Source organism: Archangium gephyra (genome assembly GCF_049060025.1).
Classification (GTDB): domain Bacteria; phylum Myxococcota; class Myxococcia; order Myxococcales; family Myxococcaceae; genus Archangium; species Archangium gephyra_A.
The window spans coordinates 6,159,785-6,173,793 of sequence record NZ_JBMEQQ010000002.1 but is presented as its reverse complement, the minus strand read 5'-3'; the positions used below and the strand labels follow the sequence as shown (position 1 = coordinate 6,173,793).

Here is a 14,009-nt window from a genome sequence, read left to right as displayed (position 1 = left end):
CATCGCCGTCACTGATTTTCAGTGGCTCCGCCCCTTGGAGTCGACCGTGAGCACCATCTCCTCGTCCCGCGCCAGCGTCGCCCGTCCGCTCGCCGCTGCCTCGTCCGCCCCGACCCTGCCCACGGGCACCCTCTCCAAGGGCGCCTCGGGACCGGCGGTGAAGCAGCTCCAGTCGGCCCTGGTGAAGCTGGGCCACATGACGCAGGCGCAGATGAACACCGGTCCGGGCATCTTCGGCCCCCAGACGGAGGCCTCGCTCAAGAAGTACCAGGCCGCCAACAAGCTGAAGGCGGACGGCGTGTTCGGCCCGAAGACGCGCGCCGAGATGCTCAAGGATCTCACTCCCGCGAAGCCCGCGCCCGCGCCGGGCAAGCCCTCCGTGACCGCGCCCCCCGCGGGCCTGGAGCGCGGCAGCACCGGCGCCCAGGTGAAGCAGCTCCAGTCGGCCCTGGTGAAGCTGGGCCACATGACGCAGGCCCAGATGAACACCGGCCCCGGCATCTACGGCCCGGCGACCGAGGCGGCGGTGAAGAAGTTCCAGTCCCAGTGGAAGCTGGGCGTGGACGGTGAGTACGGCCCGAAGACGAAGGCCGCCATGGACAAGGCGCTCGCCGGCCAGAAGCCGCCCACGTCCACCCCGACGACTCCGACGAATCCCCCCTCCACGGGCGGTGTGAAGAAGCCGGACATGAAGTGGGTGCCCTCGGCCAACTTCAGCTCGCGTGGCGGGGCGGACATCGACGCCATCGTCCTGCACCACACCGCCTCCAACAACGAGGCGGGAGACCTGGCGACGCTCACGAAGAAGGGCACGGACGTGAGCGCGCACTACCTCATCGGCCAGGACGGCACCATCTACCACCTGGTGGATGACAAGATGGCGGCGTGGCACGCGGGCGTGTCGAAGCTGCACGGGGCCACCAGCCCCAGCGTGAACGCGCGCTCGCTCGGCATCGAGATCACCAACGACGGCAGCGGCAAGACGCCCTTCACCGAGGCCCAGTACAAGGCGCTGGAGAAGCTCGTGCCGTACCTGGCGAAGACGTACGACATCCCGATGAAGAACATCCTGGGCCACAAGGACGTGGCCCCGGGCCGCAAGATTGACCCGGCGAGCAACTTCAACTGGGAGCGCATCCGCCGCGCCACCGACGCCGTCATCTGAGCCTGATATCCCCTCTCCCCCCGGGAGAGGGTCAGGGTGAGGGTGCCCGAACCCGTTCTTCAACCCGTGGCCCGCTCCGTGGGCAAGGGGTTCAACCCGGGTGCACCCGACACCCTCACCCCGTCCCTCTCCCGAAGGGAGAGGGGAAATGGCCGCGTGTCACCGCGTGAACCGGCCCGTGCGAACCCCCTGCACGGTGCCTCGGCGCCGGTTAGGTTGTCCGCCCTGTGCTGTCGGCACGAGGAGAGCGGATGACGACGATCAACGCGGCGGCGAGCGGTACCTTCCGGATTGGCGGCGACCTCGAGGTGAACCGCCTCGGGTTCGGTGCGATGCGCATCACCGGCAACGGCATCTGGGGTGACCCGGAGGACCCGAAGGAGGCGCGCCGGACCGTGGCGCGCGTTCCCGAGGCTCGGCATCAACTTCATCGACACCGCGGACAGCTACGGCCCCTTCGTGAGCGAGGACATCCTCGCGGAGGTGCTCTCCCCGTACAAACGCGGCCTGGTGATCGCCACGAAGGGCGGGCTGACCCGGCACGGGCCGAACATCTGGCCCGCTCTGGGCCGGCCCGAGTACCTCAAGCAGTGCGTGTTGATGAGCCTCCGGCGCCTGAAGCTGGAGCGCATCGACCTCTGGCAGCTTCACCGCATCGACCCGAAGGTGCCGCGGGACGAGCAGTTCGGCGCCATCGCGGAGATGCAGCGCGAGGGACTCATCCGCCACGTCGGGCTGAGCGAGGTCTCGGTCGAGGAGGTCCAGGCCGCGGGCAAGTTCTTCAAGGTCGCCACGGTGCAGAACCTCTACAACCTCGTGAACCGCCAGAGCGAGGCGGTGCTCGACCACTGCGAGAAGAACGGCATCGGCTTCATTCCCTGGTACCCGCTCGCCGGTGGCCCGCTGGCGAAGGAGGGCGGGGCGCTCGACACGCTGGCGAAGAAGCTCGGGGCCACGCCGTCGCAGATCGCGCTCGCGTGGGTGCTCCAGCGCTCGCCCGTGATGCTGCCGATTCCGGGGACCGGCAAGGTGAAGCACCTGGAGGAGAACACCGCGGCCGTCTCCGTGAAGCTCGGGGACGAGGACTTCCGCGCGCTCGACACGCAGGGGCAGGAGGCGTGGCGCGCGCAGCAGGCCTCGCGGCGCTGAGCGCGTCTCGTGCGGCGCGGGTGCCCCCCCACTGCTCCGGGGGCACCCGGTGACGTGCCGCGTGCTTCGGCTCAGCGCGTGTAGCGCTGCGCGGTGGTGACCGCGCCGCCGGAGGTGACGCCGCCCGTCACCAGCACCTGGCCCGAGTGCAGGAACGTGGTGGCATGGCCGTTGAGCGGCGCCGTCAGCGAGCCCGCGGACAGCCACGCGTTCGTCGACGGGTCATACAGCGAGGCCTGCCCGGCGGAGTGCGTGACGAGCACCTCGCCCGAGTAGAGCAGCGTCGCGCTGAGGGCCGAAGCGCCGGAGGGCAGGGAGGGGCCCGCGGTCCACGGGGTGGCGTTGTACGGGTCATAGAAGTCCACCGCGTCGTGGCCGCCGCCGAGCACCATCACCGTGCCCGAGTAGAGCCGGACGGCGACGTGGCCGGAGCGCGCCCGGGGCATGAGGGCCACGGGCGACCAGGTGTTGGTGGCGGGGTCGTACTCCTGCGCGTTGCGGAGCGCGCCGGACGCGTAGGTCTTGCCGCCCGTCACCAGCACCTTGCCCGAGTAGAGCAGGGTGGCGGCGTGGCTGTCGCTGGCCGTGGGGGCGGAGGCCGCCGGGCTCCACGTGTTCGTGTCCGGGTCATACAGCTCCGCGGTGCTCGTCTCCCCCTCGGTGGAGTAGCCACCCACCACCAGCACCTTGCCCGAGCCGAGCAGGGTCGCCGTGTGATTGCCGCGCGGCGTGCTCAGGGTGTTGCTCGTGGCCGTCCACGTGCCGGTGGCCTGGTCATACACCTCGGCGGTGCGGCGCCAGTAGAGCGGCGCCGAGCCGATCCACCCGCCCGCGACCAGCACCTTGCCCGAGGGGAGCGCCGTGGCGGTGTGCTTCGTGCGCTCGTAGATGGGCGCACCGGTGGGCGCGGACACGTTGCTGTAGGGGTTGAACACCTCGGCCGTGGTACTGCTCACCACCAGCACGTCGCCGGTGCCGTTGAGCAGGGTGGCGGTGTGGGCCGAGCGCGCGGTGGCCAGGCCGCCGGTGACGCTCCAGGCGCCCACGCTCGTGCAGCTCGGGGGCCGTCGAGGCCGTGAGGGTGGGGGCCGTGGTGCTGGTGAAGAAGTTCGGGAACGTCGCGACGTAGTAGGAGCCGCTCCCGGTCTCTCCGGGGAGGACGCCGCCCTTCTCGCCCCGCACCTTCAGGGTGGTGCCATCCGTCATGATGGACAGCTCCCCGTTGACGTAGGTGGGGCGGTAGTCGACATGCGCCGCGAGCGTCACCGAGCGCACCACCGACAGGGAGTCCGGCGCCACGTGCCGGAGCCTCCAGCCAGGTGCCGGAAGAGCCGCTCGGCGAGTACTTGTTGGTGTAGCTGACGGCGACTCCGAGCCCATTGGCGGCCAGCGAGAGCTGAGGGGGCGAGTACGAGCCCGGGAGGTCCACACTCGCGGCGCCCCACGGGCACGTGGAGGAGGCCTGCCGGGTGACGACGGGCACGTACACGGGCGGGAACGGAGGCATCACCTCCTTGTACGAGACGGTGAAGGTGCACCCGTGCGAGACCGCGCTGGTCAACGCGGCGGCGCTCGTGACGAGCGGGGACGGCTCCTGGGGAGCAGGCGCTCCACAGGCCTGCATCAAGAGGGCGGCGGTGAGGGAGGCTGCGAGTTTCACGGTGCGCATGTGTCGGGCTCCTTGTGCACCGGCCATATTCCGGATCTCCCCCCGCTCCGTCTATCCGTATTTTCCCTGTATTCCTCTTCTCTCTTTCCAAGACGCCAGAATGGGGAGGCGCGCGCTCACCTGCCCCATGGGCCCTCGTCCTGGGTTATGTGGAGGGCATGGCGATTGAAACAGAGACGGGGGTGACGCTCCCCTTCGACCGCTTCTGGGATTGGATCCTGGATCACACCAACTGCATCCTCAGCGTCGGCACGGAGGAGTCCTGGCTGTACGACGCCGAGGCGCTCCACTGGGTGCTCTTCGCGGAGGAGAACGGCTCGCCGGTGGTGCAGCTCATCCTGGGCAAGCGGCTGGTGGGGGAGATGGTGCTGGACACCACGGACCTGCACCAGGTGCAGGTGGTGGCGGATCCGGACAACGTGGAGCGCGGCTACTTCCTCTTCAAGGTGGTGGGGGGCCTGAAGTCGGCCCCCCGGGTGCGCTACACCTTCCAGCTCGCGCACGGGCTGGAGAACATGCCCACCCCGCACGTGGCGGGGTTGAAGCACTGAGGCGGGCTTACGGCTTCTTCGTGGGCTTGTTGATGTCCGCGAAGAAGTCGTTGCCCTTGTCGTCCACGACGATGAAGGCCGGGAAGTCCACCACGTCGATCTTCCAGACGGCCTCCATGCCCAGCTCGGGGTACTCGAGCACTTCCACCTTCTTGATGCAGTCCTTGGCGAGCCGCGCCGCGGGGCCGCCGATGGAGCCGAGGTAGAAGCCGCCGTGCTTCTTGCAGGCCGCGGTGACGGCCGGCGAGCGGTTGCCCTTGGCCAGCATCACGAAGCTGCCGCCCTGCTCCTGGAACTGATCCACGTAGGCGTCCATGCGGCCGGCCGTCGTCGGACCGAAGGAGCCGGAGGCGTAGCCCTCGGGCGTCTTGGCCGGGCCGGCGTAGTAGACCATGTAGTCCTTGAGGTACTGCGGCATGCCCTCGCCGCGGTCCAGCCGCTCCTTGATGGTCGCGTGGGCGATGTCGCGCGCCACCACCATGGGGCCCGAGAGCGACAGGCGCGTCTTGATGGGGTAGCGCGACAGCTCGGCGCGGATGTCGGCCATGGGGCGGTTCAGGTCGATCTTCACCACCTCGCCCGACAGGTCCGCATCCTTCGTCTCGGGCAGGTACTTCGCCGGGTCGGCCTCGAGCTGCTCCAGGAAGACGCCGTCCTTCGTAATCTTGCCGAGCGCCTGGCGGTCGGCGGAGCAGGAGACGGCGATGGCCACCGGGCAGGAAGCGCCGTGGCGGGGCAGGCGGATGACGCGCACGTCATGGCAGAAGTACTTGCCGCCGAACTGGGCGCCGATGCCGGTGCGCTGGGTGAGCTTGAGGACCTCCTGCTCCAGGGCCACGTCGCGGAAGCCGCGGCCGAGCGCGTTGCCCTCGGTGGGCAGCGAGTCCAGGTAGCGGGCCGAGGCGTACTTGGCCGTCTTGAGCGCGAACTCGGCCGAGGTGCCGCCCACCACGATGGCCAGGTGGTACGGCGGGCAGGCCGCGGTGCCCAGCGAGCGAATCTTGGACTCGATGAACGTCAGGAGGCTCTGCGGATTGAGGACCGCCTTGGTCTCCTGGAAGAGGTAGCTCTTGTTGGCCGAGCCGCCGCCCTTGGCCATGAAGAGGAACTTGTAGGCGTCGCCGTCGGTGGCGTAGAGCTCGATCTGCGCCGGGAGGTTGTTGTGGGTGTTGACCTCCTTGTACATGTCGAGCGGCGCCATCTGCGAGTAGCGCAGGTTGGAGGTGCGGTAGGTGTCGAAGACGCCGCGCGAGATGGCGGCCTCGTCACCGCCGCCGGTGATGACGTACTGGCCCTTCTTGCCCATGACGATGGCGGTGCCGGTGTCCTGGCAGGAGGGGAGCACGCCGCCGGCGGCGATGTTGGCGTTCTTGAGCAGCTCGAGCGCCACGAAGCGGTCGTTGGACGAGGCCTCGGGGTCCTGGAGGATGTTCGCGAGCTGGTGGAGGTGACCGGGCCGCAGGAGGTGGGAGATGTCCCGCATGGCCTCGCGGGTGAGGAGCGTGAGCGCCTCGGGGGCGACCTGGAGGAAGGTCTTCCCACCGGCCTCGAAGGTGGAGACGTAGTCCTTCGTGAGCAGCCGGTAGGGCGTCTCGTCCTTGCCGAGCGGCAGCATGTCCTGGAACTGGAAATCGTTCATCGTGGCCTTCTCCAACGGTGGGCTCTCCCCCGATTGTCGGCGCAGAGGGGCCCGTTCGGGGAGCCTTCCGGGAACACATCGAAAACCTTCCCTCATGCGAGCGACGAGCGATTGTAGGGGAGCCGCCCGGGGACCCGGCGCGGCGAGCGGGCGTCCAGCCGAGCGACGGTGGCTCCCTTGCCTGTTCCAGCGATTCCCTTCACGCTGGTGGGGATGGTGTCCCCGAGCAACATCACCTTCGATGACTCCTTGTGGCCGCTGCTCGTCCTGCGTTTCTCCGGCATACCGACGAATCAGCAGTTCGAGGAGTACATGGCCAGGCGGGGGAGCTATCTGGCGCGCAATCAGAAGCACACGCTCATCTACGACACGACGAGCTTCAACGTGCTCACCGGCGAGCAGCGCCAGCGGCAGATCCACTGGCTCAAGGAGCACAAGGAGGAGCTGCGGACGCTCTCCCTGGGCAGCGCCCTCATCATCACCTCGCCCGTCGTGCGGCTGTTGCTGAGCGGCGTCCTGCACTTCTCCCAGGCGAACGCGCCGTACCATGCCGCCCGCTCGCTGCCCGATGCCGCGGGCTGGTGTGCGGGGCGCCTCGCGGAGGCCGGTCTCGTGGTGGAGGCCCAGCGCGTCCGGACGCACTTCGGATTGGCTCCGCGCCAGGGCACGGGCTGAGCCGGTCCGGACGCGAGCGCGAGCAACTGGTCCGATTGTTGGACCAGTTGGTGCCGCGCAAGTCCGGAAGGTCTCCTCTCCGCTCAATGCAGGGTGCGCGGCCCACCCAGGCGGCGGAGGAACTCCTGCTCGTCCACGGTCTCGATGCCGAGGGCCTGGGCCTTGTCGTACTTGGTCGCGCCCGGATTCGCGCCGACGACCACGAAGGCGGTGCTCTTCGACACACCGGAGGTGACGCGTGCGCCGGCGGCCTCGGCCGCGTGCGTGGCCTCCTCGCGGCTCATCGTCTCCAGCTCGCCGGTGATGACCACGGATTTGCCGGACAGGGGACCCGGACCCGCGCCGGGCCGCTCGGTGGCGGGGGCCTCGTCCTGGAGCTGGACGCCTCCGCGGCGCAGCTTCTCGAGGAGCCGCACGTTCTCCGGTTGCTGGAGCCAGGTGTGGAGACTCTGGGCGATTCTCGGGCCGACGCCCTGCACGGATTGGAGCTCGTCGAGTGAGCGCTGACGCAGCGCGTCCATGGACGGGAAGCGCTGGGTGAGGAGCCGGGCGGCGAACGGGCCCACGTGCCGGATGTTGAGGCCCACGAGCAGCCGCCAGAGGGGCCGGTGCCGTGCGGACTCGATGGCCTCCAGCAGGTTGCGCACGGACTTCTCGCCCGTGTTGGGAAGCTGTCCGAGCTGCTCGGCGGTGAGGAAGAAGATGTCCGCCGGATCCTTCACCAGCCCCAGCTCCAGCAACTGCATGCCGGTGACGTACCCGAGGTGCTCGATGTCCATGGCGCCGCGCGAGGCGAAATGGAAGAGCCACTCGACGGCTTGAGACGGGCAGCCCACGCGGTTGGGACAGCGCCAGTCGGCCTCGCCCTCCTCGCGGACGAGCTTCGTGCCGCAGGCGGGGCACTTCTTCGGGAAGCGCCAGGGACGCGCGTCCGGCGGGCGCTTGGAGAGCACGGGGCCGACGACCTCGGGGATGACCTCGCCCGCGCGCCGGACGATGACGGTGTCTCCCTCGCGCACGTCCCGGCGGCGGACCTCCTCCTCGTTGTGGAGCGTGGCGTACGTCACCGTGGCCCCGCTCACCCGCACCGGCTCCAGCACGGCGAAGGGCGTCACCTTGCCCGTCCGGCCCGTGTTCACCGAGATGCTCTTCACCAGCGTGGTGCGCTCCTCCGGCGGGAACTTGAAGGCGATGGCCCAGCGCGGTGCCCGGCTCGTCTCTCCCAGCTCGCGCTGCTGCTCCAGCGCGTCCACCTTCACCACCGCGCCGTCGATTTCATAGTCCACGTCGTGGCGGTGCTCCTGCCAGTGCTCGCAGAATTCCTGCGCCTCCTTCAACGTGCGCACCCGCTTCAGCTCCGGGTTCACCGGCAGCCCCAGGCGCTTCAGGAAGTCGAGGGACTCGGAGTGCCGGGAGAACGTGACGCCCTCGGCGAAGCCCAGCGCGTAGCACCACAGCCGCAGCGGCCGGGAGGCCGTCACCGCCGGGTCCTTCTGCCGGATGCTTCCCGCGGCGCCGTTGCGCGGGTTGGCGAAGGGCCGCTCGCCCCGGGCGGTCAGCTCCGCGTTGAGCTTCTCGAAGGCCTTCACGGGCAGGTAGATTTCCCCGCGCACCTCCATCACGCGCGGGAGCTTTCCGCCGCGCAGGCGCATGGGCACCGAGCGCATGGTGCGGACGTTGGCGGTGATGTCCTCGCCCACGAGCCCATCGCCCCGGGTCGCCGCCCGCACCAGGGCGCCGTCCTCGTAGGTGAGCGACACGGCCAGCCCGTCGATCTTCAGCTCGCAGACGCAGTCCGTCCGGGCGCCCAGGCGCCGCTCGACGCGCGCGGCCCAGGCGGCGAGCTCCTCGGCGGAGAAGGCGTTGTCGAGCGAGCGCATCGGCACCCGGTGCTGCACCGGGGCGAACAGCTCCGTGGGCCTGCCCCCCACGCGCTGGGTGGGGCTCTCCGGGAGGATGAGCTCGGGAAACTCGGTTTCCCACTGGCGCAGCTCGCGCATCAGGGCGTCGTACTCGGCGTCGGTGACCTCGGGGCTGTCGAGCACGTAGTACCGGTAGTCGTGCGCGTTGATGAGATCGCGCAGCTCCTCGACCCGGCGCTGGGCCACCTCGCGCCGCCGCTCGTCCCCGCGCAGGGGGCGTGTTCCCGTGGGAAGCTCAGGTTGCATGTCCCTACCCGACCTATCCCCAAGCTAGGCCCTGCCCGCTTTCTGGGCACCTGCCGCCCGGCTCCCTGCCTGCTGGGCGGGGGGCGCGGGGCAATCGGAAAGGGGTGCACCCGGGGGAGCCCTGGTAGCATCCGCCGCCATGATCCGACCCCTGACGAAGTTCCTCCCGGCCCTGGCCGTCTCGGCAGGACTGGCCGCGCCCGCCGCGCTCGCCTGCACCAGCATGCTGGTCTCCAAGGGCGCCTCGTCCGATGGCTCCACCCTCATCACCTACGCCGCGGACTCGCACGAGCTGTATGGCGAGCTGTACTACACCCCCGCGCGCCGCAACGGGCCGGGCGCCCAGCGCGACATCATCGAGTGGGACACGGGCAAGTTCCTCGGCCGCATCAAGGAAGCCCCCGTCACCTACACGGTGGTGGGCAACCTGAACGAGCACCAGCTCGCCATCAGTGAGTCCACCTTCACCGGGCGCAAGGAGCTGGAGGGCCCGGCCGGTATCATCGACTACGGCTCGCTCATCTACATCGCCCTGGAGCGTGCGAAGACGGCCCGCGAGGCCATCAAGGTCATGACGGACCTGGTCGCCGAGTATGGCTACGCCTCCACGGGCGAGTCCTTCTCCATCGCGGACCCGAAGGAGGTCTGGTTCCTGGAGATGATCGGCAAGGGCGCGGGCCAGAAGGGCGCGGTGTGGGTGGCCCGCAGGCTGCCCGAGGGCTACCTGTCGGCGCACGCCAACCAGGCCCGCATCCGCCAGTTCCCGCTCAACGACCCGCAGAACGTCCTCTACTCGCCGGACGTCATCTCCTTCGCGCGCGAGAAGGGCTGGTTCACCGGGGCGGACAAGGACTTCAGCTTCGCGGACACGTACCACCCGCTGGACTTCGAGAGCGTGCGCTTCGCCGAGGCGCGCGTGTGGAGCATCTTCCGCCGCGCGGCGCCGTCGGCCGGACTGGGCGCGGACTACGTGGATGGCTCGGCGCCTGGCAAGCGCCTGCCGCTGTGGGTGAAGCCGGACAAGAAGCTGGCGGTGCAGGACGTCATGGGGCTGATGCGTGACCACTTCCAGGGCACGCCGCTGGACATGACGAAGGACGTGGGCGCCGGGCCGTACGCCGCGCCCTACCGCTGGCGCCCGATGACGTGGGAGGTGGACGGCAAGAAGTACCTCCACGAGCGTGCCATCTCCACGCAGCAGACGGGCTTCTCCTTCGTGGCGCAGATGCGCTCGTGGATGCCGGGCCCCATCGGCGGCGTGCTCTGGTTCGGCGTGGATGACACCGCCACCACCGTGTACACGCCCATGTACGCGGGCATCCGCACCACCCCGAAGAGCTTCGCCACGGGCGTGGCCAGCCGCGGCGAGTTCTCCTGGGACTCGTCCTTCTGGGTGTTCAACTGGGTGTCCAACCAGGCCTACGCGCGCTGGAGCGACATGATCGTCGACGTCCAGAAGACGCAGGGAGAGCTGGAGGGCCAGTTCCTCGCCGACCAGGCCGACATCGAGAAGGCCGCGCTGGAGCTGTACAAGAGCTCGCCCGAGCAGGCGCGCACCTACCTCACCGAGTACTCGACGCAGCAGGGCGACAAGGTCCACACCCGCTGGCGCAAGCTGGGCGAGCAGTTGCTGGTGAAGTACATCGACGGCAACGTGCGCGACGAGCAGGGCAAGGTGAACCACCCGAAGTACCCGGAGTCGTGGTACCGGCACATCGTGCGTGACACCGGCTCGCGCCTGGCGATTCCCGCCGAGGCGAAGCCGCAGGCGCAGCCCGAGGTGAAGCCGGGGCAGAAGGCCGAGCCGAAGCCCACGGTCGCTCCGGCGCCGTGACGCGGTGCGGTGCCCGGGCGTGAGGCTCCCGCGCCCGGGGAGCAGGGGGCCAGGGAGGCGTTATCTCCTTGGCCTGGCGCTGGTACCCATCGAGACTGGCCCGGGGGATGCGCATGTTTCTCTCGACACTTCCCGGGCCCGCCATGTCTCGAATCGACAGCGGAGCGGCCACGCACATAGGCCGCCGGCCGAACAACGAGGACTCCTACTGCCAGAAGCCGGAGCTGGGCTTCTTCGCGGTCGCGGATGGCCTGGGCGGTCACGAGGGCGGCGAGGTGGCCAGTCAGCTCGTGCTGAGCACGGTGGCTGACTTCCTGGGCTCCCAGGAGAATCAGCCGCAGCCCACCATGCCTGGCGGCGGGGCCGAGAGCCTCATCGTCCGGGCCGTGCGCCTGGCCCACCACGAGGTGCACGTGCGTCAGAGCGGCCGGTTGTCGATGATGGCCTCGACGATCACCGCGGTGATGCTGAAGGACGGGGAGGCCGTGGTGTGCAACCTCGGGGACAGCCGCACGTTCCTGGTGCGCGGCGGGGAGCTGCGGCGGCTCACGAGGGACCACACCGTGCTCGCGGAGATGGAGGAGGCGGGGCTGGATACGAGCAACCCCTTCGCGATGATGCACCGCAACTCGCTGACAGGGGCCGTGGGGATGGAGGCGAGCGTCGAGCCCGAGTGCTGCCGCGTGGCCGTGCAGCCGGGGGATGTGCTGGTGCTCGCCAGCGATGGCCTGTACGAGCCCGTGCCACCCGCGCTGATGGTCTCCCTGCTGGCGATGGGAGGCTCGGCCCAGGAGATGGCCGAGCGGCTCGTCACCAAGGCCTACGACCGGGGAGGCACCGACAACATCACCGGCGTGGTGGTCCGGGTGCTGGAGAAGGGCTGAGTCCCGGACGAAGCGTCAGGGCGCGGAGGCCGCCAGGGCGGGCAGGTCCACGGAAGGCGAGAGGCTGATGATGACCGACTTGGACGTCGGCGTGCGGCTCTTCTCCGCGAAGCTGTCGAGCGGCACCAGCACGTTGGCCTCGGGGAAGTAGGTGGCCGCGCACCGCCGGGGGATGTCGTACGGCACCACCACGAACTTCCGGGCCACGCGCCGCACGCCCTCGAAGTGGCTGGTGAGGTCCACCACCTGTCCGGCCTCCACGCCGAGCGCCTTCATGTCCTCGGCGTTCAGCATCACCACGCGCCGCCCGTTGAGGATGCCCCGGTAGCGGTCGTCCAGCCCATACACCGTGGTGTTGTACTGGTCGTGCGTGCGGAGGGTCATCATCAGGAGCTGCCCCGGCTCGAGCTTCAGCCGTGACATCTCGTGCACCGTGAAGTGCCCCTTGCCGCTCTGTGTGGTGAAGCGGCCCTCACGCGGGCCGTTGGGCAGGGAGAAGCCGCCCGGCTCACGCACCCGCCGGTTGAAGTCCTCGAACCCCGGAATCACCCGCGAGATGAGGTCGCGGACACGGTCGTAGTCCTCCACCAGCCACTCCCACCGCACCGTGCCGCGCGACCCGAGCACCGCGCGCGCCAGCCTCGCCACGAGCGCGGGCTCGCTGAGCAGGTGCTCCGAGGCCGGTGTCAGCGTCCCTCGCGAGGCGTGCACCACGCCCATCGAGTTCTCCACCGTGACGAACTGCGGCCCGCCCACCTGCACGTCGCTCTCGGTGCGGCCCAGGCACGGCAGGATGAGCGCGCGCTTGCCGGTGACGAGGTGCGCCCGGTTCAGCTTGGTGGACACGTGCACCGTCAGCCGCGTGCGGCGCAGGGCCTCGGCGGTGCGCTCGGTGTCGGGCGTGGCCGACAGGAAATTGCCTCCCAGGGCGAAGAAGACCTTCACCCGGCCCTCGTGCATCGCCTGGATGGTGGCCACCGTGTCGAGCCCGTGGTGGCGCGGCGGTTCGAAGCCGAGGCTCGCGGGACAGCGCGTCCAGGAACGCCGGCCGGGGCCGCTCCCAGATGCCCATGGTCCGGTCGCCCTGCACGTTGCTGTGGCCGCGCACCGGGCACACCCCGGCTCCTGGCTTGCCGATGCTCCCGCGCAACAGCGTCAGGTTGACGATCTCCTGGATGTTGCCCACCGCGTTGCGGTGCTGCGTCAGGCCCATGGCCCAGCACCAGATGATGCGATCGGTGCCCGCCAGCCACTCCGCGGCGGTCTCGAGCTGCTCGCGAGACACGCCGCTCTGCTCCACCACGTCCTCCCAGGACACGGTGCCCAGGTGCGCGGCGTAGGCCTCGTAACCGAGCGTCCTGCCCTCCACGAAGTCCCGTGCCACCACGGTGCCCGGCTGCTTCGCCTCGCGCTCCAGCAGTGCCTTGCCCAGTCCCTGCAGCAGCGCCACGTCGCCGTTGATGCGCACCTGGAGGAACAGCTCCGCCAATGGCGTGCCCGAGCCGAGGATGCCGCGCACGGCCTGCGGGTGCTTGAAGCGTTGCAGGCCCGGCTCCGGCAGGGGATTGATGCTCATGATGCGGCAGCCCTGGCGCCTGGCCGCCTCGAGCGCCGTGAGCATGCGCGGGTGGTTGGTGCCCGGGTTCTGCCCGATGACGACGATGACCTGGGCCTTCTCGAAGTCCTCCAGCGTCACCGTGCCCTTGCCGATGCCGATGGTCTCGAGCAGCGCGGTGCCGCTCGACTCGTGGCACATGTTGGAGCAGTCCGGCAGGTTGTTGGTGCCGAACTGCCGCACGAGGAGCTGGTAGAGGAAGGCGGCCTCGTTGCTCGTGCGCCCCGAGGTGTAGAAGCACGCCTCGTCCGGCGAGCCGAGCGCGTTGAGCTTCCCCGGCGATGAGGGTGAAGGCCTCATCCCAGGAGATGGGCGCGTAGTGCGAGGCCCCCTCGCGCAGCACCATGGGGTGCGTGAGCCGGCCCTGTTTGCCCAGCCAGTGGTCCGTCTGCGCGGCCAGGTCCACCAGGCTCCACTGGCGGAAGAAGTCCGGCGTCACGCGCGCCGTGGTGGCCTCCTCCGCGACGGCTTTCGCGCCGTTCTCGCAGAACTCGAAGGGCGTGCGGTGCTTCGGGTCCGGCCACGCGCAGCCCGGGCAGTCGAAGCCGTGCGTCTGGTTCACCTTCAGCAGCGTCTGGGTGCCACGCACGGGCCCCATCTCGCCAAAGGCGTGCTTCATCGCGGACAGCACCGCTGGGACGCCTCCGGCGGACACCGCGG

At 69.6% G+C, this 14,009-nt stretch carries 11 protein-coding genes; 6 read left to right on the top strand and 5 right to left on the bottom strand.

What is annotated here, in order from left to right; genetic code table 11:
• The first annotated feature begins 46 nt into the window (after positions 1 to 46).
• Together ACN28I_RS26725 and ACN28I_RS26720 are read left to right on the top strand one after the other, a co-directional pair.
• Positions 47 to 1,165, top strand: coding sequence for an N-acetylmuramoyl-L-alanine amidase (locus ACN28I_RS26725; RefSeq protein ID WP_420944763.1), 1,119 nt, complete (start codon positions 47 to 49; stop codon positions 1,163 to 1,165).
• A gap of 360 nt (positions 1,166 to 1,525) precedes the next feature.
• On the top strand, positions 1,526 to 2,314 hold the full coding sequence (locus ACN28I_RS26720; protein ID WP_420944762.1) for an aldo/keto reductase: 789 nt from the start codon (positions 1,526 to 1,528) through the stop codon (positions 2,312 to 2,314).
• Between the two features lie 71 nt (positions 2,315 to 2,385).
• Here the strand turns inward: ACN28I_RS26720 and ACN28I_RS26715 are convergent, their stop codons facing one another.
• Positions 2,386 to 3,360, bottom strand: a complete 975-nt coding sequence (locus tag ACN28I_RS26715; protein WP_420944761.1) for a Kelch repeat-containing protein — start codon at positions 3,358 to 3,360, stop codon at positions 2,386 to 2,388.
• 781 nt (positions 3,361 to 4,141) lie between these two features.
• Between ACN28I_RS26715 and ACN28I_RS26710 the strand changes: the two genes are divergently transcribed.
• Positions 4,142 to 4,534 carry a hypothetical protein gene (locus ACN28I_RS26710; RefSeq protein ID WP_420944760.1) on the top strand — a complete coding sequence of 131 codons (393 nt, stop codon included), beginning with the start codon at positions 4,142 to 4,144 and terminating at the stop codon, positions 4,532 to 4,534.
• Between the two features lie 7 nt (positions 4,535 to 4,541).
• Here the strand turns inward: ACN28I_RS26710 and ACN28I_RS26705 are convergent, their stop codons facing one another.
• On the bottom strand, positions 4,542 to 6,173 hold the full coding sequence (locus ACN28I_RS26705; RefSeq protein WP_420944759.1) for a fumarate hydratase: 1,632 nt from the start codon (positions 6,171 to 6,173) through the stop codon (positions 4,542 to 4,544).
• A gap of 177 nt (positions 6,174 to 6,350) precedes the next feature.
• Here ACN28I_RS26705 and ACN28I_RS26700 point away from each other — a divergent pair, with 177 nt between their 5' ends.
• A complete protein-coding gene (locus ACN28I_RS26700) occupies positions 6,351 to 6,848 on the top strand; it encodes a hypothetical protein (RefSeq protein ID WP_420944758.1) in 498 nt (165 codons plus the stop codon).
• A gap of 83 nt (positions 6,849 to 6,931) precedes the next feature.
• On the opposite strand, the gene ligA is transcribed toward ACN28I_RS26700, so the two are convergent.
• A complete protein-coding gene (gene ligA / locus ACN28I_RS26695) occupies positions 6,932 to 9,016 on the bottom strand; it encodes an NAD-dependent DNA ligase LigA (RefSeq protein ID WP_420944757.1) in 2,085 nt (694 codons plus the stop codon).
• Between the two features lie 139 nt (positions 9,017 to 9,155).
• Here ligA and ACN28I_RS26690 point away from each other — a divergent pair, with 139 nt between their 5' ends.
• Together ACN28I_RS26690 and ACN28I_RS26685 are read left to right on the top strand one after the other, a co-directional pair.
• Positions 9,156 to 10,850: a dipeptidase gene (locus tag ACN28I_RS26690; RefSeq protein WP_420944756.1), complete on the top strand. Its 1,695-nt coding sequence runs from the start codon at positions 9,156 to 9,158 to the stop codon at positions 10,848 to 10,850.
• Between the two features lie 143 nt (positions 10,851 to 10,993).
• The gene (locus ACN28I_RS26685; RefSeq protein WP_420944755.1) at positions 10,994 to 11,734 is read left to right on the top strand and encodes a PP2C family protein-serine/threonine phosphatase; all 741 of its coding nucleotides are present in this window, start codon (positions 10,994 to 10,996) and stop codon (positions 11,732 to 11,734) included.
• A gap of 15 nt (positions 11,735 to 11,749) precedes the next feature.
• Here ACN28I_RS26685 and ACN28I_RS26680 read toward each other — a convergent pair whose 3' ends face one another.
• Positions 11,750 to 12,322: a molybdopterin dinucleotide binding domain-containing protein gene (locus ACN28I_RS26680; RefSeq protein ID WP_420944754.1), complete on the bottom strand. Its 573-nt coding sequence runs from the start codon at positions 12,320 to 12,322 to the stop codon at positions 11,750 to 11,752.
• Positions 12,243 to 13,649: a molybdopterin-dependent oxidoreductase gene (locus tag ACN28I_RS26675; RefSeq protein ID WP_420944753.1), complete on the bottom strand. Its 1,407-nt coding sequence runs from the start codon at positions 13,647 to 13,649 to the stop codon at positions 12,243 to 12,245. Before ACN28I_RS26675 ends, ACN28I_RS26680 begins: the two co-directional genes overlap by 80 nt.
• Positions 13,650 to 14,009 lie beyond the last annotated feature (360 nt).

Bases quoted from the DNA above. Each gene is read 5' to 3' on its own strand.
- ACN28I_RS26675 (WP_420944753.1), bottom strand. From the start codon at position 13,649: ATGAGGCCTTCACCCTCATCGCCGGGGAAGCTCAACGCGCTCGGCTCG.
- ligA (WP_420944757.1), bottom strand. From the start codon at position 9,016: ATGCAACCTGAGCTTCCCACGGGAACACGCCCCCTGCGCGGGGACGAG.
- ACN28I_RS26705 (WP_420944759.1), bottom strand. From the start codon at position 6,173: ATGAACGATTTCCAGTTCCAGGACATGCTGCCGCTCGGCAAGGACGAG.
- ACN28I_RS26710 (WP_420944760.1), top strand. From the start codon at position 4,142: ATGGCGATTGAAACAGAGACGGGGGTGACGCTCCCCTTCGACCGCTTC.
- ACN28I_RS26685 (WP_420944755.1), top strand. From the start codon at position 10,994: ATGTCTCGAATCGACAGCGGAGCGGCCACGCACATAGGCCGCCGGCCG.
- ACN28I_RS26690 (WP_420944756.1), top strand. From the start codon at position 9,156: ATGATCCGACCCCTGACGAAGTTCCTCCCGGCCCTGGCCGTCTCGGCA.